Origin of the sequence: Evansella sp. AB-P1, assembly GCF_029688925.1 — a bacterium.
Taxonomy (GTDB): Bacteria; Bacillota; Bacilli; order Bacillales; family Salisediminibacteriaceae; genus Evansella.
Genome location: NZ_JARUKY010000003.1, coordinates 112960 through 133811 on the forward strand (window position 1 = coordinate 112960; position 20852 = coordinate 133811).

At 35.3% G+C, this 20852-nt stretch carries 14 protein-coding genes; 4 read left to right on the top strand and 10 right to left on the bottom strand.

Annotated elements, in window-relative coordinates; all coding sequences use genetic code 11:
* Positions 1–259: 259 nt before the first annotated feature.
* From QA612_RS04200 to QA612_RS04215, 4 genes are all read right to left on the bottom strand, one after another.
* Positions 260–1126, bottom strand: coding sequence for a DegV family protein (locus QA612_RS04200; RefSeq protein ID WP_278282510.1), 867 nt, complete (start codon positions 1124–1126; stop codon positions 260–262).
* Between the two features lie 692 nt (positions 1127–1818).
* The gene (locus QA612_RS04205) at positions 1819–2274 is read right to left on the bottom strand and encodes a hypothetical protein (RefSeq protein WP_278282511.1); all 456 of its coding nucleotides are present in this window, start codon (positions 2272–2274) and stop codon (positions 1819–1821) included.
* Between the two features lie 396 nt (positions 2275–2670).
* A complete protein-coding gene (locus QA612_RS04210) occupies positions 2671–3369 on the bottom strand; it encodes a response regulator (RefSeq protein ID WP_278282512.1) in 699 nt (232 codons plus the stop codon).
* Positions 3370–3525: 156 nt separating this feature from the next.
* Entirely contained in the window at positions 3526–4665 is a 1140-nt protein-coding gene (locus QA612_RS04215; RefSeq protein ID WP_278282513.1) for a sensor histidine kinase, read from the bottom strand.
* Between the two features lie 717 nt (positions 4666–5382).
* Here QA612_RS04215 and QA612_RS04220 point away from each other — a divergent pair.
* Complete coding sequence (locus QA612_RS04220) at positions 5383–6021, top strand: YigZ family protein (protein WP_278282514.1); 639 nt, start codon at positions 5383–5385, stop codon at positions 6019–6021.
* A gap of 126 nt (positions 6022–6147) precedes the next feature.
* Here the strand turns inward: QA612_RS04220 and QA612_RS04225 are convergent, their stop codons facing one another.
* The gene (locus QA612_RS04225; RefSeq protein WP_278282515.1) at positions 6148–7104 is read right to left on the bottom strand and encodes an ATP-binding protein; all 957 of its coding nucleotides are present in this window, start codon (positions 7102–7104) and stop codon (positions 6148–6150) included.
* 744 nt (positions 7105–7848) lie between these two features.
* On the opposite strand from QA612_RS04225, the gene QA612_RS04230 reads away from it, so the two are divergent.
* The 3 genes from QA612_RS04230 (at position 7849) to QA612_RS04240 (ending at position 10765) form a co-directional block, all read left to right on the top strand.
* Positions 7849–8853, top strand: coding sequence for an LCP family glycopolymer transferase (locus QA612_RS04230; protein WP_278282516.1), 1005 nt, complete (start codon positions 7849–7851; stop codon positions 8851–8853).
* Positions 8854–9014: 161 nt separating this feature from the next.
* Positions 9015–9305 carry a hypothetical protein gene (locus QA612_RS04235; protein WP_278282517.1) on the top strand — a complete coding sequence of 97 codons (291 nt, stop codon included), beginning with the start codon at positions 9015–9017 and terminating at the stop codon, positions 9303–9305.
* 443 nt (positions 9306–9748) lie between these two features.
* Entirely contained in the window at positions 9749–10765 is a 1017-nt protein-coding gene (locus tag QA612_RS04240) for an LCP family glycopolymer transferase (RefSeq protein WP_278282518.1), read from the top strand.
* A 225-nt stretch (positions 10766–10990) separates the two neighbouring features.
* On the opposite strand, the gene QA612_RS04245 is transcribed toward QA612_RS04240, so the two are convergent.
* From QA612_RS04245 to galU, 5 genes are all read right to left on the bottom strand, one after another.
* The gene (locus QA612_RS04245; protein ID WP_278282519.1) at positions 10991–14803 is read right to left on the bottom strand and encodes a M14 family metallopeptidase; all 3813 of its coding nucleotides are present in this window, start codon (positions 14801–14803) and stop codon (positions 10991–10993) included.
* Between the two features lie 732 nt (positions 14804–15535).
* Positions 15536–16594, bottom strand: a complete 1059-nt coding sequence (locus QA612_RS04250; protein WP_278282520.1) for an LCP family protein — start codon at positions 16592–16594, stop codon at positions 15536–15538.
* 422 nt (positions 16595–17016) lie between these two features.
* Positions 17017–17958, bottom strand: a complete 942-nt coding sequence (locus tag QA612_RS04255) for an SDR family NAD(P)-dependent oxidoreductase (protein ID WP_278282521.1) — start codon at positions 17956–17958, stop codon at positions 17017–17019.
* A 124-nt stretch (positions 17959–18082) separates the two neighbouring features.
* Positions 18083–19483, bottom strand: a complete 1401-nt coding sequence (locus QA612_RS04260) for a sugar transferase (RefSeq protein ID WP_278282522.1) — start codon at positions 19481–19483, stop codon at positions 18083–18085.
* A gap of 319 nt (positions 19484–19802) precedes the next feature.
* Positions 19803–20684 carry a UTP--glucose-1-phosphate uridylyltransferase GalU gene (gene galU, locus QA612_RS04265; protein ID WP_278282523.1) on the bottom strand — a complete coding sequence of 294 codons (882 nt, stop codon included), beginning with the start codon at positions 20682–20684 and terminating at the stop codon, positions 19803–19805.
* Between the last annotated feature and the right edge of the window lie 168 nt (positions 20685–20852).

Below are 20852 nucleotides of genomic sequence, written 5' to 3' on the forward strand. Positions count from 1 at the left end.
ATGATACTAATTTTAGAATTACAGGGAGTTAAGAATGAGATTAGCATAGGTATATTGCTTTGGGGAGGAGAAAAATAAACTGGTCTCCTATCATGGATGTTCAAATGAACAGTGAATAGAGGCACTTCTCAGGATTTTTAAATGACTCAACACCTGAGAAGTATGTTATTTTTCAAGAATAAATAATTATAAAATTCTATAATTCCAACACCAAAATCTTCCTTCAGTACAAAAATCACCACAACAGATTAAAACAGGCTTATTGTTTCACCCATCCGATACCAAGACTTCCTTCACCTAAATGCGTCCCAATGACCGGGCCGAAGTAACTGATGGTTACGTTACAATTAGGGTATTTACTTTCAATTTTCTCTGCAAGCTCCTTCGCTTTTTCAGGTCGTTTAGCATGGATTACCGTTACGTTATAGGCATCGCCACTTTTAGCATCCTCATCTAACAATCCAAGAATGCGGCTAATGGCTTTCTTTGCTGTACGAACTTTTTCAAAAGGAACAATTACTTTATTTTCAAAATGGAGTACTGGCTTAATTTGAAGTAGACTTCCAACGATTAATTGAGCACCATTTAAACGACCACCACGGTGAAGGTGACTTAAGTCATCTGCCATAAAATAAGCACGGCAGCTATTCTTCATTTCCTCTAACTCACGAATAATTTCTTCACTACTTCGACCAGCATTGGCCATTTCTGCTGCCTTAAGTACATAAAAACCTTGAACGAAACAGCTAATTTCTGAATCAAAGACGTGTACCTTCACATCTTCTACCATAGTACTAGCACTCACTGCCGTTTGGTACGTCCCACTAATACCACTGGACAATGTAATAACAATAATTTCATCATAATCTTCCCCTAATTCTCGATATCTTTGTTCAAAAAGGCCAACGGCAGGCTGTGACGTTTTTGGGAGAGCTTCCTTTGTTTTCATTTCTTCGTAAAATTGCTCTGTCGTAATTTCTAGCTCTTCTTTATACTCTTCCTCACCAAAAACAACATTTAATGGGATCATTACAATATTGTTTTTTTCACGGACATCTTTCGGTATGTAAGCGGTACTATCACTGATAATGGCTACCTTACCCATAAATTTAATCACTTCTTCCATTAAAATATTTCATACACTTTTTTCAACAATGGTTGTGTTAAAAATGGTTGTTGTTTTAGTAAAAGTTTGATTTTGGCGGAGGTTGCAAGACTCCTCGAAAAGCTATCACATTTTCTTCGTCCGTGGGCTTACTCTTAGATGCACATTCAGAACCCTGCGGAAAAGCTACTTCTTCCTAAACAAAAGATCATCTTCTATCCAACTATTTTTTGAAAAATGACTACCAATTATTTATTCATTTATAATTAATATGACTTTTTACTTATTTAATAGTACCAAGAGAGATATAAATTTGTCTATTATTTGTCAATGAAAAACATAATGTTACATAATATGTAAAATATCTCTTTCTACCCTGAAAATACGAAAGAAGACTCGTTATTGTTCCCGCAAATGATGGAAAAACAAAAATGCGGTAAGAATGAAGCCGCTAGATAGAATATTTTCATCTCCCATGATGCAAATATCCACTTGCATGGGCGGTCTACCTGAAAGTAGAACGGTTCAGGAGTGAAAGGTGACGACTCCAGTGGGATCAGCAACAACTGGTGAAGTCTCGACATTTCAAGAAGCTTTCTAGACGTCAGGAAAGTAGGGAAATCATGAAATACAGTAGCTCAGAAGCTTTGTGCTAATTCTTACTCCCTTTGCAGTATCATGGTCTAGCTCCCCTGTGACTGCAACCCTCTTTTTCACTCTTTGCAGGAACGGTGGATCCTCCTCCGTTCCTGCAAATCTCTTTTCCTCCCTTTGCAGGAACGCTGGACTCTCCCTCCGTTCCCGCAAATCTCTTTTCCACCCTTTGCAGGAACGCTGGACTCTCCCTCCGTTCCCGCAAATCTCTTTTCCACCATTTGCAGGAACGCTGGACTCTCCCTCCGTTCCCGCAAATCTCTTTTCCTCCCTTTGCAGGAACGCTGGACTCTCCCTCTGTTCCCGCAAATCTCTTTTCCACTCTTTGCAGGAACGCTGGACTCTCCCTCCGTTCCCGCAAATCTCTTTTCACTCTTTGCAGGAACGGTGGATCCTCCTCCGTTCCTGCAAATCTCTTTTCCTCCCTTTGCAGGAACGCTGGCGCCTCCCTCTGTTCCCACAAATCTCTTTTCCTCCCTTTGCAGGAACGCTGGACTCTCCCTCCGTTCCCGCAAATCTCTTTTCCTCCCTTTGCAGGAACGCTGGATCCTCCTCTGTTCCCGCAAATCTCTTTTCCACTCTTTACAGGAACGGTGGATCCTCCTCCGTTCCTGCAAACAGCATTTAGGCAATTTGCAGGACGATTGGACCTAACTATACGACAGCAAAGTTACAATAGTACAAGCTGTGATTGCTGTGAAAAATTAGTTTCATTCTCCATAGTTCAAATCCCACCTACAATCGCTGTCTAACCTTATTATCAACTTGCACCCTAAAAAAATGAACAAATCATTATTCAATAACGAAAAAACTACAGAAAAAATCTCCGTAGTTTTTTCGTAAACGTATTCAATTAATTTCAATGAATAATAGAAAACACCGAATCAAATCCAACAACGTTCACTATACTCTCAATTAACTTTCACCCAGCCGTTCTTAATAGCGTCAACAACTGCTTGGGTACGATCGTTCATGTTCATTTTTTGTAAAATATTGCTCACGTGGTTCTTTACTGTTTTTTCACTTATGTATAATGCTTCACCAATAGCACGGTTGCTTTTTCCATCAGTCATTAGCTGTAGCACTTCACACTCTCTTCGTGTTAAAAGATGTAATGGTCTACGGTACTCTACTTCCCTAAACCCAATTTCCGTTTCTGGACCGTCTTCTGTTGCTAAACGGCGATATTCATTAATTAAGTTGTGGGTAACCTTTGGATGGATATAAGCTCCCCCTTCACCAACTACCTTTACCGCTTCAATAAGGGCTTCCGTATCCATTTCTTTCAATAAATAGCCAGTAGCACCAGTTTTTAACACATGTGTCACATATGTTTCGTCGTCGTGAATGGATAATATCAATACCTTTACGTTAGGAAAGGTTTCAACTAACTGTTTTGTTGCTTCTACTCCATTTACATTAGGCATGTTTATATCCATTAATACAACATCTGGCTGATAATTTCGAACTAAGTCTATAACAACTTCCCCATCGCTTCCTTCAGCTACAACATCAAAGGATGGTTCCATAGCTAGAATACGCTTTACCCCTTCTCGAAATAACTGGTGATCATCAATTAAGACTATTTTAATACGTTTATCTCTATCCATCTATTCTCCTCCTCCAGTTCCACATCATTCTAGTTATGTTCTATATTTATATTAAACTATTTTTTTAAATAGTAAATCAATCACTATTATTATCGTCGTTTTCTATAGCATTTTGACCATGTAAATAATCAATATTTAATGAGACAAAAATGCTATCTATTTACCATTAACAGGGAGTTGTACCATGATTAAAGTACCTTTACCGATTTTCGAATCTATCGTTAAAAGGCCGTCTAACATGTTTACTCGTTCTCTCATCCCTAATAAACCAAATGACCCTTCTTTTTTTACTTCTGGATCAAAGCCCGCGCCGTTATCTTTAATAATAGCTAAGGCCTTCGTTGCAGTTAATTCTATTTTAACAGCAATTTCTGTTGCTTTAGCATGCTTATTAGCGTTTTGCACTGCTTCCTGAACGAATCGAAATAAGGCAACTTCCATTTCTGATGGCAAGCGACGTTCTTTACCAAAGCTTTTAAAAACTATGCTAGCTGAAACATGCTCTTGAATATGCCTTAAATATCGTTCTAATGTAGGGACTAGTCCTAGATCATCTAATGCCATGGGACGTAGATCATAAATAATTCTCCGAACCTCTGCAAGGGAATCTTTTACGACAGAACGCAAATCACGAATTTCCTCCATTGCTTCCTTCACGCCTTTTTCCTTATATATTCGTTCAATCAAGTCAGAACGAATCATCACATTTGCCATCATCTGAGCTGGTCCATCATGAATTTCTCTAGAAAGTCGCTTTCTTTCCTCTTCTTGCGCTTCAATAATTTTCAACCCTAATTTTTGCATTTCAACAGCATCGGCGACCATTTCTGTCACTTGCTTTAAATCTCCAGTAAGGTAATCAATCACCACATTAATTTGTCCAACTAAGCTATCAGCTCGATCAATTGTATCCTTTAGCCTCAATAGCCTCCGTTCTATTTGATCTCGTCTTTCCCTTAATTGCTTCTCCTCTTGCCGTAAGATAGCTAACCGCACTTGATAATCATTTGCTTGCTCATATGCCTGCTTTACTTCTTCATCACTAAATTGGTTAAAATGCTTACTCACTTCCGATAATCGATTTCTTGCAAAACGGGAATGAACCTCCATTTTCTCGTTTTTCTCGATAATTTCAATGACACTTGATTGAACACTTTCTAGTTCAGACTTTAGAATATTATACTCTCCTCTAGAGTCCTCACCAATTTCAAATATCTTTTCCTTACTATCCCCAACAGCATCCATCATTTTTTCTAAGATGATTTCAATTGTGCTTTGTTCTTTAATATTGGACATACGATTCCCTACCTTTAATTTCAGCTGTCAATGTAGCCTTTATTGATTTTCATCCCCTATTATTCCCCTATGAAAATTTTATGCTTTTCTTCTATAAAAAAAAAGGGTTATTTTTTGTAGAAGTATCATACTTTAGACATATATTATCGACAAGCAATTATTTAATTCGATTTATAAAAACATATTTCTTCATTAATATAAGATTTCGTTCTATTAACGTAAATTTTACACATTGACTATCATGAAAATAGTTAAACCAAATATATAAATACCATTCATTCATAAAGCTCAGGAGTGATGTGTTTTCCCACCTGATGGTGCAAATTCCATTGCATGGGAAGTCTCCCCTGAAAACAAGAACGGTTCAGCAGTGAAGGGTGACGACTCCAGTGGGAAAAGCAATATCAGAAGACCCGACAATTCGGCACGATAGTGCGAAGTGGGGAGGCTGAGGCATTACCCGCGGAAAGCTGTCACCTGTAACGGATGAACACCTTTGAAAGAATATTTTCATATGTCATGGTGCAATTTCCACTTGAATGGAGGTCTACCATGAAAATATCAATGCTAAAACAGACATCTTAGTATGGTTCTCACCTTGACACACCTATTCATTCATCATAACCTAAAAATAATTAATATGTCGTAAATATTCGATTTTTAGTTATTTAGTATGATACGCTTTGATCAGTTTTTGATACGAAAGGGGGGAATTTGATGATTACTAGTTATTTTACAGTAAAAGGATTTGGAGAACATGAAATTTCCATTCAACGTTCCCGATTTATCGCTTATGTGAACCGAGTTACAACCGAGGAAGAAGCGCAAGCCTTTATTGAAAAAATTAAAAAGGAAAACTGGAATGCTAATCATAATTGCTCTGCCTATATGATCGGAGAAAATGATCAAATCCAAAAGGCAAACGATGATGGAGAACCCTCTGGAACAGCAGGTGTTCCAATGCTAGAAGTATTAAAGCAACGACAGCTAAAAGATACTGTAGTTGTCGTAACTCGTTATTTTGGTGGAGTTAAGCTTGGTGCAGGTGGTTTGATTAGGGCATATAGCACTAGTACTTCAGAAGGACTTAAAGCTACAGGAATTGTTCAACGAAATCTAGCTCAAGTTTATCGAACGTCGATTGATTATCATTTTTTAGGGAAAGTGGAAAACGAATTACGTTCTTCCCCTTTTTTAATAAAGGAAATTGAATATTTAGACCAAGTGCACGTTCATACATATGTGATTGTAGGAGAAGAAAACAAATTTGAAGAATGGATGACTAACCTAACTAACGGTCAAGGGAAAATCGAAAAAACCTCCGTCAAATATCTTGAAGAAGATATTCCCTACTAACAAACCATATAGCATAAGTTCACAAAATCGTGCGGGACATGGTCCCGTACGATTTTGTGAACTTTTTTGTAAAACAAAACAAGCATGCAAATTATCCTATTCCGTTCCATTTGACGATGCTTGTCTTCACATGAATTGTTCTGCAAAATCTCTGCTGTTATAAAATTCTAATGTTAAGCCATCCCTCACCTTCAGCCTTCCTCCATTTCTCCTCATCATTCTTGAAATAAGGTGGAGGTAAAACATGAGTTCATTATCTTGATGGTAAAGTACACCTTCTTGATGTACGGATGATTTTACTGATACAAAAAATCTATCTTCTTCCAAAGTAAAAATAACTTTAATACCTACCATATCCTCTACGAATTCTATCCACTTCTTTAAAATTAGCTGCAATATTAAACGTAGCTTCTTTTTATCTATAAACACATTCTTACTACCGTCTCCTTCAATTTCAAACACAATATAAGGTGTAAACTCTGGAGACTGTTCATGTAAATGGGTTTCAATATAATGCATCAACTCATGAACAGGAAGTTCCACAGCCTGAGGAGGAGTATCGAAATTAAAATTTAAAAAGTCATTTACATAATTTTTCCCTTTTACTACTTCTTGTTGGGCAATTTTTAATAAGTCACTATTATCATTTGGGTTCTTATCTTGTTCATTCATTAGTATTTGTAAAATTCCATATACAGGTGTCAATGCATTTAAAATTTCATGGGCATATCGAAGACTAATTTGTTGTATGAGCCGTTCTGTATCCGGTGTCCAACGAGCAGAAGATGTAAGGAGATGGTCATTGAGATTCTGTAACAAATCAACATTATCATGATCTATATTTTTTAAAACATTTTCATCTATTTGTTTTTTATCTAGTAGGGAATAAAAATCAGAAGCCAAAGACGTAGTTAATATGCTAGCACCATTGTTAAGGTCTTTTTCCAACCCCACATGATTACGACAATGCTGGCATATATGGCTAATATAACCTTCCTCATCAACGATCATCCTACCAGGACAATCCCCTTCATTATTATATTCGTTCATTATAGTGAATTTATCTACAGCACGATATCCCAATCACTCCACCTTCTCCCTAGTACAAATCATCTACAAATTCCTTTTAATATTCATCCCCATAAAAACATTAGCTCAATAATACCATTGTAAAAAAATACATTTTAATACTTATATTGTCATATATCATCGTATTATGCTTATTTCCTCAAATATCGACGAATAACTCACTAATTCTAAATATAAATGTATTAACATATGACTAGATGAATTTGCTTATTTTTTCCTATATTTTTCTTCGTATTTTAACAAAAACTGATATATATCATTCTAAATACACACATTTTTTACTTACTTTATTATTTTAATACGCTACTAAATCAATTGTAAATACAATTCGAAATAAATTCCTCTTGACAAACAATATATTATTCGACATTTTTTTACGGTTATGACAAATTATCTACAAAATTTAGTACACCAATAGAAAGTGTCTAATCACTATTACCTTATAGTTTTAATTTTTTTTCAACAAAATTTGACAATATACTACCTACCAGGACATTTGCGTTTATTTAGTTGCCTATCATTTTTTAGGATGATTGCCTCTTTGACCAATTAATCCACTTCATTACTTAATCCAAAAAATAGTATTTACTGTCGAATAATATTGATGTAAAATGTATTGATGGTTCATTTTCGAATCATTTTTTATACATTATTTGTATAAAATTTTAGGAATGATACATTCTTTACGTTTATTTCGTCTATATATTTTAAAATCTATATAATAGAGGGGTGTCTCCTGTGACACAATCAAGAACGGAATATCAAAGAAGCAAGAAGAAGAAGCCAAAGAAGAAATTAAAAATTACTTTATATACATTGTTAGTATTACTGTTGCTTGTTGGAGGCGGAGTAGCTTATGTAGCAAGTAAAATTCTAGGTGTTACATCGAGTGCAGAATTGGATCGTGGAGCAATGTCTGATTTACGTGAAAATACAGTAAATCCTAGTAAGGATCCAATCTCCATTTTATTCCTAGGTCTAGATAGTCGAGATGAGGATTTGTCAGGTCGAACAGATGCAATGATTTTTGCTACATTTAATCCTGAGGATTCATCCATCAAAATGTTAAACATCCCTCGTGACTCGCGAGTTGAAATTGTTGGGAGAGATAGACTAGATAAAATCAACCATGCTCATGCCTTCGGTGGGGTTGACATGACCGTGGATACAGTTGAAAATCTGTTACAAGTTCCAGTTGATTACATCGTTTCTCTGAATTTCATTGCATTTATGGAAATTGTGGATGAACTTGGTGGAGTGAATGTAAACGTGCCATTTACCTTTACAGAAAAAGACAATGCAACATACGGAACCATTACACTCCATGAAGGAGAGCAAACGTTAAACGGTCAGGAAGCTCTTGCATATGTTCGTATGAGAAAATCAGATCCTATGGGAGATTTAGGACGAGGAGAACGTCAAAAAGAAGTGATTGAATCTATTATCCGTCAATCAGCTAGCTTCAGCTCAATTACAAGATTTGGGCCAATCATGGATAGCTTAGGAAATAATTTAAAAACTAATTTAAGCTTCGGTAACATTGTTTCCATGCACACCTATGCTTCAAGTCTAGGAAATATTGAATCTCTTACACTAGAAGGTGACAATCGTATTATTGAAGGTATTTATTACTATGAATTACGTGATGAGTCAGTACAAGAAATCTCACGTACCTTTAAAGAACATTTAAACATGATAGAAAAGGTTGACCAAGATATAAACACAGAAGTAAACGAAAGCTAAATAACCGTTCAAAGAAGCCACCATTAGTTCTGAAAACTGATGGTGGTTTCTTGATTTTTGACAACTCTTCGTAATGCATCATTTTCAGGGTAGTCTTTGAAAAATAGGAACGAACATGAGAAAATATTGTATAGTCGCTATTATGTTGGGAGGGGTAATAAATGAAGATTGATGAAAACGAAGAGTTATTAGCTTGGAAAGAAGAGTTAGAATCACGGAAAGATGAAATATTAAAAAGAAGAGAAATCATCGAAACAAAGCTTAATAAATATAGAATTCGTTTAAATATGGCTTCAACAATTAAGGAACAAAACAAAGGAATTATTATGGACAAGTTGAAGGAAACAACAAACCATTATCGACGAGAGCTAGAAGAATTTACATTGGCAAACGAGGATGAACTTCAAGAAATCGAATCAATCATTGAAAAAATAGATCGAAAGCTCTTATAAAACTTCATTTAACACCGCCTTCGGTCACGATAGTTCCAACAATATTTATATTCCCAATGATCTTGACCGCAGGCACAACCTAGCCTCCCCCCTCACCCTACTTCCAATTACAATTTTCACCAACTATTTTTCTAAAGTTCAACAATATTACATGATTGATTAACTATTAGAACATAATTTTACATTTTCTTACTAAAAGATTATATTTACTACCATCTAGTTTTATTGTAAAATACAATAGTTGTCATAAAATAGTGTTGCTAGACTTTAATAGAAAGTTGACGCAGCAGTATTCTTTATACATTTTCTAAAAATTTTAGCTAGTAGGCTAGAATTTTTTTAATAGCTTTATGACAAAATATGGTGAAACCAATCACGTTTTTCATACGTCAAATTAAGTAGTGTTTATCAAGTATAAAATTAGAATAGAGGGGTGTCTTATATTGGCACAATTTCGCACAAATAATAAAAAAACATTTAATAGTTTTTTCAAAATAACAGCATTATCTTTATTAGTAGTCTTCTTAATAGCTGGAAGTGTCTTAGCTTATATGGGCTACAAAATGGCAAGTGTCACATCTAGTGCACAGCAAGAGCTTGATCGTGGTGATCGTTCTGACTTAAGAGAAACAGTTGTAAACCCTAGTAATGATCCTATTTCTATCTTATTCCTTGGATTAGATAGTAGGGATGGAGATTTAACTGGCCGAACAGACGCTATGATTCTCACAACATTTAATCCTGAAGAAGGAACCATTAAAATGTTAAACATCCCACGGGACTCTCGAGTGGAGATTGTCGGTAGAGGATTCATGGATAAAATAAATCATGCTCACGCATTCGGTGGCGTGGATATGACCATAGATACAGTAGAAAATTTGTTTGATATTCCTGTAGATTATTTTGTATCCCTTAACTTTGATGCCTTTATGGAAATCATCGATGAATTAGGTGGCGTAACCGTTAATGTACCATTCACCTTTACAGAAAAAGACAATGCCACATACGGTACAATTGTTCTCGAAGAAGGAGAACATCGATTAAACGGTCAAGAGGCATTAGCTTATGTACGAATGAGAAAGCAAGACCCTCAAGGTGATTTAGGCCGAGGAGAACGACAAAAGGAAGTCATTGAAGCAATTATAAAGGAAGCAGTATCCTTAAGCTCCATAACACGCTTTGGTTCAGTAATGGACAGTGTTGGAAACAATTTAAATACGAACATTACTTTTAACAATATGTTATCTATGCATTCGTACGCAAACAAGTTAGGGAATATTGAATCACTCAAACTGGATGGACGAAATTATATAGAAGAGGGCATTTACTACTATAAGTTAGAGGAAGAGTCTGTAGCCGAAATTACCCAGACATTGCAGCTACACTTGAATATTATTAGTGAAGAGGATATACAAGTTCCAGAAGAAGAGTTTTATAGTCAAAATAGTGTAACCAACTAATACTTCAAGATTAATATAATTTATTACTAAAAAAGCACCTTGGATGATAAATCAATTCTATCCAAGGTGCTTTTTTAGCTTTCACCAAGCTGTAAGTATAACCTCTATAAGGACAAAATATATGAATATTTTATCTATATACTATAAAGTCGACCTTCTCACATATCTCCATAAAAATGGATAGCTAGCACAGATGCTAGCTATCCTACTTAAAATTCAAACTCTTTATCGCCTATTCCTATTTCGAAATGCTTCATCAGCTAAAATAAGACCAACGGAGTCATTTTGTCTCCAAATTTTGTCCCAATTAGCTAATGGAACAGGTCTATGTCCCACTGATGGAGAAATCTCAGGTGTTAGCCCTGGTCTACCAAATTCATCTATAAACCACGTATTGTAGCCACCACCACTAATATTTCGAGATGTGTCAATTACTGGGTACCCTGTTTTCCTACTAACAAGGTTGGCCACAGGACCTGGTGAACCTGTAAAGATAACTTCACCAGAAGAATGATACGCCACTGTCGTTTTAAAGTCTCTACTTCTAGTAAAGTCAGCTAATATAATCGATTCTGGTTCACTGAGTGGTTTCGGCCCTTTATGATTAAATGGACCTGGCTTTCCAGGGTCCTGTTGAACCGAATTCCAACGGGTAGGGAAGTTTCTGTTTAAGTCTACTCCTCTTATATTAGCCTTCCAACTATCAAAGTTCCTGCTACCACCATTCATTTTAATGGCTTCATCTCTTAGATTTTTATTATTAATGGCATTAGGTCCTTGCTGCACTAACGTTACACCATCAGGGTTGGCCATAGGAACAAACCAAATGGTTGTATTGTCTAACACCTGTCTTACATTAAATCCATCATACGTATTGTCGTTAGCGTAAGCATAAGCGTAATCATCAATCATCTTCATCACAACATTAGTCGTCATATGCTCTCGTGCATGGATGGAGCTATTAATGAAAATTTCCGTATTTCCATAGCCTAATTTCACAGCGTAAATGTTTCTTCCATCAACGGATTTACCGATCACTGATGTCTCCATAAAACCAGGATACATTTGCTGTAAATCCCCTAGATCCCGCTGCATCTTTTCATACGTATAGTTTTGAACGCGTCCATTAACTAATGTTCTGAAAGAAATAGGTCTATTTCTATTCTCCGCAAGCTTTTTATTCTCTTGGGCTTGGGATCGAATAAATGGATGAACCCCATTTGAATTTAAAATTAAGACATAACGATCAATAGCTGTTTTATAATCTCCAGAACCATGTCGCCCAACCGCCCAACTAAACAAACTCTCTGCACTTTCTTGTACGCCAGTCCGCATTCTATTATTTGATGGATACAATATTAAACCTTCATTATAAATGGATAATCTTCCTGAAGAAGAAGATTCATTGTTTGCTAGATTCAGAAACTGATTAACAGTTGGAACTCGATTTCTTCCTTTTGCATATTTTAGCCTCAACTCCGTCTCCTGACGAATTGAACGATTCAAAGCTGGTGCAGCTAAAATACTTTCATAACGTTCAATGACTACATCATAGCGACGGTCATGGTGCTGACCGCTTGTCCAACTAAGTAATGATCTAGCGCTATTATAAATTCCAGTTCTAAAACGACTATCATTCGAATACAAATAGTAGCCTTCAATAAATGTTTCTAACCGTTCTGATGAAGTCCCTTTAGCGCTTGCTGCATTGCTTAGCTGATTTGAAGATGGAATTCGCTGCCTACCATTTGCATACTGAAGCTTAATCTCTGTCTCTCGTTTTATCGACTGCCTTAACGCTGGTGCTGCTAGTATATTTTCGTATCGGTCAATGGCTACATCATATCTTCTATCTTGATGCTGTCCTGTTGCCCAGTTCAACAAAGATTCGGCGCTATCATTAATTCCTACCTCAAAACTCTTGTCGGTAGGATAAAGAAGATATCCTTTTATAAATGCCTCTAAACGAGGAGAAGAACTATGCTGTTCATTCGCTAAATTATTTAACTGTTTTGCAGAAGGAAGACGATTGTTTTCTTTTGCATAAATAAGCTTATTTTCTGTTTCTTTTCTAATCAAAGGATCTACTATGGGTAAAGCTAAAATCGATTCATATCGATCAATCGCCACATCAAACCGTCTATCCTGATGCTGACCCGTTGCCCAGTTTAATAAAGAACGAGCATTATTATTAATTCCTTCTACAAATCGATCGTCTGTAGGAAAGAGAGTATACCCTTCTACATACACCTCTAATCTTGGAGAAGAACTTGGTTGAGCCTCAGCCAGTGATATCAATTCTTCTGCAACTGGAAAACGCTTATTATCCTGCGCATAAATTATCTTTTGTTCAACTTCCTGTTTAATACCTTCATCCAATGCAGGAGCTTCTAAAATTGTTTTATAGCGATCTAATGCTATATCAAAATGGCTAACCTGATGCTGCTCCATAGCCCAGTTGAATAGGGAATGGGCACTCTCATTGATTCCAACTACAAAGCGGAAGTCATCAGGATATAGTTCGTACCCTTCAATAAAGGCAGCTAATCTTTCAGATGAAGTAGATTGACTGCTAGCAAAATCTACAAAGTCATTCGAAAGACGAATACCTTCCTTCGCATAGCTTAATCGATACTCCGTTTCATCCTTTATATCCTTCGCCAGTACTGGAGATGAGAGGATTAATTCGTAACGATCCTGCGCTACTCCATATTCCCCCACACGATGATGGCTTATTGCCAAGTTTAAAAGGGATTGTGCGCTGTTATTAATACCAACTTCAAAGCGAGAATCTTCTGGATAAAGATAATATCCTTCAGTAAACACTTCTAGTCGATCTAAAGAACTAGACTGCCCATTTCCATTCATCACTAGCTGATTTGCAGTAGGGATAAGATTTCTAACCTTTGCGTATTGTAGCTTTACTTCTATTTCCCGTTTGATTTCTTTTCTAAGTGTTGGTGCAGTTAAAATACTCTCATAGCGATCTTGTGCTACATCATAACGATGATCATGATGTTGACCTGTCGCCCAATTTATTAATGAACGGGCACTTTTGTTGATACCCTCTTCAAAGCGAGAATCTTCTGGATACAACTCATAACCTTCAATAAACAAGGCTAATCTTTCTGATGCTGTAGACTGCCTTCTAGCTACTTGATAAATATCATCCGCTAGTCTAACCTTATCGTTTGCTAATTGGAATCGTTGCTCCGTCTCTTCCTTTATGTCTGACCGTAACGTTGGCGATGATAAGATCAGTAAATAACGATCCCGAGCTACCTCAAAATTTCCTTCATTGTGCTGACCTATTGCCCAATTAAGTAGAGACCGAGCACTACTATTGATACCTTCTTCAAACCTATGGTCTGTCATATACAGATAATATCCTAAAGAAAATAATTCTAACCGCGATGAAGAGGTGGGTTGTCCATTCGCCTTTGTTGCTAGCTGATCTGCTGTTGGAACTCTCTCACTATTCGTTCCATACTGAAGCTTAAGCTCCGTCTCCATTTGAATAGAAGATGATAATGCTGGTGCTGTAAGAATTAGTTCGTATCGATTTACAGCAACATCATATTGCTGATCCTGGTGTTGCTCTGTTGCCCAATTCAATAATGAACGAGCACTTGTGTTGATACCTTCTACTATTGAATGATCACCTGGATATTGCTCGTAAGCTTCAATAAAAGCTATCAAGCGTTCAGAAGCTGTCCCTTTCCTGCTAGCCACTTCATACCATTCAGCGACAGACATTGGTGCAACACTAGCCGCATTTAAAGTTACCAGTTCTTCCTTAACCGAATTTTCACCTGTTTCCTTTTCGTTCGTTTCAGTTTCATCTAGTTTACTGTCAGATGTTTTTATCTCCTCTGAAACTTCCTCTACAACCTCTTCTGATACAACGACTACTTCTTCAGTTTCATCTAATGTGTGTACTTCATCGTCCTTTTCCTCTATTAAACTATCAAGAGCAAAGGTAAAATTTGGTGGAAAAACTAATAAAAACACTAACAATAAAGCAAGACACTTCCTCACATATTATTCCCCCTAAAAAATTAATTATAGATAAATTGATTAAAGGGAAATTATTCGCCCTCCACAATCTATTCAAATTCTATAGTAATAATTTCAGACTAAAAAATAAATGGTAAATATTTATTTTTTTAGTTTATCAGAAATTAATTTTTTATTATTTGTACAGCATTACTATTCTGTGATCTAGTTTACAGTGTCTATAGGCATGTTCCACACCTCTTTTTTCTATGTAAAAATCGTTCCTCGTCCCCTAATTAATCTCCTATCCTATTAACTATTTCCATAAGCATTCCTCCCTATCAAAAAGCTGAAGCAGTGAAATACCCCTCCATCGTTTTTGTTAGATTGGGGAAATCCTGTATCCATTAGTAATCTCTTCGCACAATGACTAAATTGAAACTTTAGGATACATTAACTGTTCATTTGTAATTGGTCTATTTATAAGCAGACAAAAAACCTGAATCGTTTGTAGTTACACTTGCTTCAATCGATTCGATCCATGGTAGTTTTTAGATGGGATAATGAGCCTCACAATATATATTCTCTTTTGTGTAAAATTCCAAGCGATTATATGTATATTAGAAACAAAGGTATATGGCTTTTTTCTATATTTCTACACTAAAAAACCTTCTTGATAATCCAAGTATTATTGCATTATCAAGAAGGTTACTATTCAAAAGTATCCTAAATTTTTTCAGTAGATGCTTCCATTTCTTTATTTTAGGGAATTTATTAACTTTCCAATTCCCTTTTTACAGTTTTATATTCTATGTTTAATCGGTCCTGAAGATCGTTAACTACCTTTAAATGATCCTCTTCCGCTACATCTACGTAATATACTCCGTTCAACATTTTGCCATCACCAGTTAAACGTAGTGTTTCAACGTTATCCCCAGTCAAGGAAGAAAGGTTTCTCGTTAAGTCAAACATCGTTCGCGTATTCATACTGGTCCTTATATTATTACCCATAATATCTAATACTTCTGGCAACCTTGTTACTGTACGAATGCTGGTTGTTTGATCAATGACTTCCTTTATAACCTGTTGCTGTCTGCGATTCCTGCCGAAGTCCCCTTCATTATCTGCTCTAAAGCGAACATATTGTAAAGCATTTTCCCCATTCACTCGTTGCAATCCTGGGTACAAATAAATACGGTCCGGATGCAAATTATGATAAATTGTCCGTTCTACATCTAATTCAATCCCACCTAAAAAATCAATGAAGGTTTCAAAGCCTGTAAAATTGACAGCTACGTAATGATCAATGGGGATATTCAAGTAATTCTCAACAGTTTTAACAGAGGTGTTTACATCCCTTGCAAATGCGTGGTTTATTTTATCATATTCCCCAGTTCCTGCAATTTCTACATACGTGTCCCTCGGAATGGACAACAAAGTAGATTCCTGGCTATCTAAATCAATGGCTGCTACCATAAGGACATCCGATCTTCCTACAAATTGCCCGTGCTCACTATCCACACCGGCAATGAGAACAGACATAGTATTTCCCTCTCGAACAAGCTTCTCTATTTCTTCCGTTGAAGAACCAGGTCCAGTATTGATATCCTCATTCCTATCAAAATCTCTTTCATCTAGGTCACTGTCTATTTGATGCTCTTGCGAATAGTCCAAATCCTGAATTTGATTAAGTGCTTGGTAAAATTTAAAACCAACATAACTTCCATAGGACAAGCCAACAATTAGAAAAGCAAGACCAATATAAAGCAACACTCTATATATTTTCTTTTTTTTCTTATGTTTAGGTACATGTTTATCGCTTCGAGTATTCATCATTTCCCCTCATTATTCTGTATTTTATCCTGTTTGTAAGCATATAAAATGTGACTTTATATGTCAACAAACATATAGAATTACCATAATACTACATACTCCTTTAGGAAAGTCGTAACAAATAGGAACTCTTTTGAAATTTTAACAGCACTAAAACTTCTTACTTTAGAGCATAATAAAATTTTCAATTATTACATTTCCCTTATATGCATATTGTTAATCATTGTCTCCATAATTATTATAAGTTATCACTTTGAATTTATGAATAAAAGACCTAAGCTCATCAATCTGAACACAGGTTTTCTAATGTACTTGTTATTAATGGGAATATTTAATTATGATTAATAATTTTCCTAGACTAAATTAATTGTCTAACAGAAAATAAGAAATAAATATGCTAATTTTTCTTAATCTCAATTTAATTATTTGAATTGATAATAATCCACTGTATTTTTTAATCCTTCTCCTAGCTGTGTCTTTGGTGACCACTGATACTTTGATGTGAGCTTCTCATTACTCAAATAGCTATATTTAATATCACCAGGTCTTTCAGCTTCATAGTTAGGATTAAAATCAATATTAAAAACATCACATAAAACAGTTAATAATTGATTTATACTTGTTTCCTCACCTGTACTGACATTAAAAGCCGGATTGTGAGTTGATGGTCCATCATTAATTAAACAAGAAATAACAGCACTTACAACATCATCCACATAGATAAAATCTCTCGTTTGTTCTCCATCACCATATATAACTGGTTGTTCCTTTCTCAACAACTGTTCAATGAAGATGGTAATAACACCTGCTTCAGTAGAAGCTGTTTGTCTTGGGCCGTAGACGTTAGCAAAGCGCAATGCAGAAACATTCATACCATATAACCGACCATATGCTTTCACATACTCTTCTCCAGCATATTTAGATACGCCGTATGGTGATAAAGGGGAAGCAGGCGTTTCCTCCTGAATCGGTAAAGTTTCTGTATGACCATAAACAGCAGCAGAGGATGCATATACAAAGTTTTTCACACCATGTTTGTTGCTTAAGTCCAATAAATTAATTGTACCGTTTATATTGATTGTGGCATCTTCTAAAGGGTTCTCTACAGAAGGAGTTACTTTACTTTGGGCTGCTAAATGTATCACACCTTCAATATCTTTATGTTGAACGAAAAGAGCTTTCAGGTTTTCACTATCAGTTATATCAATTTGAAAAAATCTCACATTATTGCTATTATTGATATTCTCTTCATTACCTGAGCTTAAATTATCTACAACAATTACCTTTTTCCCTTTTTTAATTAATCGATCCACTACGTGGGAACCAATAAAGCCAGCTCCCCCCGTCACTAGTATTTTTTCCATTTCATGAATCCTCACTTTTATTTCTAAATTTAGGTTATGTAGTTATAGATTATTATTTGCAAATAAAACTCGGCGGTTGCCGAGTTTTATTTGTAACTTATCCTTATATATTCTACAATATGTTCTAATATAAACCCATTTTTGCCTTTCGTTTTGAAGATTTTTCTTTTGATTGAACATTCTTCTTACTTTCATTCGTAGCAGTACCTTCTGCCTTTGTCTTATCAAATAAAACAATAAAGGTCTTTAACAAGATAACGATATCTAACCAAAAGCTATAATTTCGAATGTAATACAAATCAAAACGAAGCTTATCATCTACTTCTGTACTATATTTACCCATAATTTGAGCATAGCCTGTTATTCCAGGCTGCACACTATTTCGGTACCCATAGTGATAATATTCCTTCGATAATTGTTTAATAAAGAATCCACGTTCAGGTCTTGGCCCTACTAACGACATGTCTCCTTTTAATACATTAAATAACTGTGGCAATTCGTCTAACCGTGTGGAACGAATAAACTTTCCAACCTTCGTAATTCGGGCATCGTTTTCTGTTGCTAATACTGGACCAGTACTTTTCTCAGCCCCTTCAATCATGGAACGGAATTTATAAATAGTAAAAGGTTTGTTATCCTTTCCGTATCTTTCCTGCTTATAAACAACACTTCCTTTTGAGTCCTCTAGCTTAATAAGCAATGATACAACAAGAAGTAATGGTGAAATTAATATTAGTATAACTGCTGAAGAAACAATATCGAATAAACGCTTCAGCATTACTTGGTCCCAAGTTAATCCAAATGGCTTCACAGACATAACAAGCGTATCATCTAATGGACTTACATTGGATCGTTGTAAAAGTAACTCGTACAAAGATGGTATAACATAGACTAATTTGTTATTTTCCATGGCATGATAAATAATTTCTGCTTTCTTTTCTTTACTCATATTTGTTGTTAACAAGACAAAATCAACTTGTTTTATATGATGATTTATTTTGTCCATTGAGGTAGTAGGTTGTATATGTTTAACACGAGTACCTTTAAGCATAGGGTGTTTTATTTTTCCAATAACACGTTGAGTGCTTTCATCATCACCAATCAATAATACTTTCCCAACCACATTTCCTCTAGTTAGCTTAAGGTACGTTAGCTTCCATAAAACTAATAGAATAATCATGAAGAAATAGGCAATTAAAATAACAGAACGTGGCATAGCAAACTCACGGAACAAGTAAGAAGCTGACATAGTTAAAAATGCCATGAAGGTAACAGCTACAAATATTTTCACATTTATGTCCCAAATAGTATTTTTACGATCTAATGCATACAGTTCGTAAACCGTAATGAAAAATAAACCAATTAAAAGAATCCATGGTAATAGAGCCATAAATGAATCCCAGTTTCGCTGTGGGAAATCCAAATATCTTATATAAAATGCGCCAACATATGCTGCTAAAATACATAGCAAATCAACGACAATGATGATAAATTTATGATTTCTTAATTCGGTCATATTAGGCATCTTTAAACATCTCCCTTATTAGTATAGCAACATGAGATTTTTTTATAACTGCAAAGAAGCCTTAGCTGTTGTAGTAAAACAAATGTTACTTAGTATATAAAATTGTGAATATCAATCATTAATTATACTAAAGAATCTTGTCTATGGAAACTAATTTTTTTTTATGGAAAGAATTAATAATTCCATAAAGAAAACCCCTAAATGTATTTCTTAACATTTAGAGGAGTTCGTTGGAATGGAAAATAAACGAACTCTACCTATTAGACGTTTATTAAACCATTTTGTTTCAATAATTATAATTTAATTTAACTTTTTTCAATTATTTTAATCCATTTTCATATATATCTTTAATATACTGTGCAACATCATTAGAAAGATCCTCTCTTTGGAGAGCAAAATCTACCGTTGCTTTTATAAAACCAAACTTATCTCCCACGTCATAGCGAATTCCATTAAAGTTGTACGCTAACACAACTTGAGATTGATTTAATACTTTGATCGCATCTGTCAGCTGAATTTCATTCCCAGCTCCTGGAGGTAATGTTTCTAATATATCAAATATTTCAGGCCTTAATACATATCTCCCCATAATAGCATAGTTAGACGGTGCATCCTCTAATGCTGGTTTTTCCACAAAAGTATCTGCATGAATAACATTATCCTCTATCTTTGCTCCCTTTGGAGAAACAATTCCATATTTAGAAACGTCCTCATCAGGAACAGCTTGAACACCTATGACAGAAGAATGGTATCTTTCATATACATCAATAAGTTGTTTTAAGCATGGTGTGTCAGATTGAACAATATCGTCTCCTAATAATACAGCAAAAGGTTCATTTCCTATAAATTGGCGGGCACACCATATGGCATGTCCTAATCCTTTTGCTTCTTTTTGACGTATATAATGGATATTTGCCATGCTAGAGATTGCTTGTACTTCTTCTAAAAGCTTCGTTTTATTCTTCTTTTCTAACGTTTCTTCTAATTCAAAGGACTTATCGAAATGATCCTCAATGGCGCGTTTTCCTCTACCAGTTACAACAAGTATCTCCTCAATACCTGATTCAATAGCTTCTTCTATAATATATTGAATAGTTGGTTTATCAACTATTGGTAACATTTCCTTCGGTTGTGCTTTTGTTGCAGGTAAAAACCTTGTTCCTAATCCTGCTGCAGGTATAATTGCCTTTTTTACTTGCATGCTTTTCTCCCTTTCTTATTCATAAAATAATATTTTTAATTTATTGAGAGTTATTAGTCCACATAATATTATAATATGAATTTATTGGAATATCCACTCTTAAAAGTAACAGTTAGGAGTAGTGTAGCATTTTTCTTAATTTGTTATAATATATTTCATTATTGGACA

What these genes read in the sequence shown, in the direction of transcription:
- QA612_RS04200 (WP_278282510.1), bottom strand. Translation starts at nt 1,126, where the DNA reads ATGGAAGAAGTGATTAAATTTATGGGTAAGGTAGCCATTATCAGTGAT.
- QA612_RS04210 (WP_278282512.1), bottom strand. Translation starts at nt 3,369, where the DNA reads ATGGATAGAGATAAACGTATTAAAATAGTCTTAATTGATGATCACCAG.
- QA612_RS04215 (WP_278282513.1), bottom strand. Translation starts at nt 4,665, where the DNA reads ATGTCCAATATTAAAGAACAAAGCACAATTGAAATCATCTTAGAAAAA.
- QA612_RS04220 (WP_278282514.1), top strand. Translation starts at nt 5,383, where the DNA reads ATGATTACTAGTTATTTTACAGTAAAAGGATTTGGAGAACATGAAATT.
- QA612_RS04235 (WP_278282517.1), top strand. Translation starts at nt 9,015, where the DNA reads ATGAAGATTGATGAAAACGAAGAGTTATTAGCTTGGAAAGAAGAGTTA.
- QA612_RS04250 (WP_278282520.1), bottom strand. Translation starts at nt 16,594, where the DNA reads ATGAATACTCGAAGCGATAAACATGTACCTAAACATAAGAAAAAAAAG.
- QA612_RS04255 (WP_278282521.1), bottom strand. Translation starts at nt 17,958, where the DNA reads ATGGAAAAAATACTAGTGACGGGGGGAGCTGGCTTTATTGGTTCCCAC.
- QA612_RS04260 (WP_278282522.1), bottom strand. Translation starts at nt 19,483, where the DNA reads ATGCCTAATATGACCGAATTAAGAAATCATAAATTTATCATCATTGTC.
- galU (WP_278282523.1), bottom strand. Translation starts at nt 20,684, where the DNA reads ATGCAAGTAAAAAAGGCAATTATACCTGCAGCAGGATTAGGAACAAGG.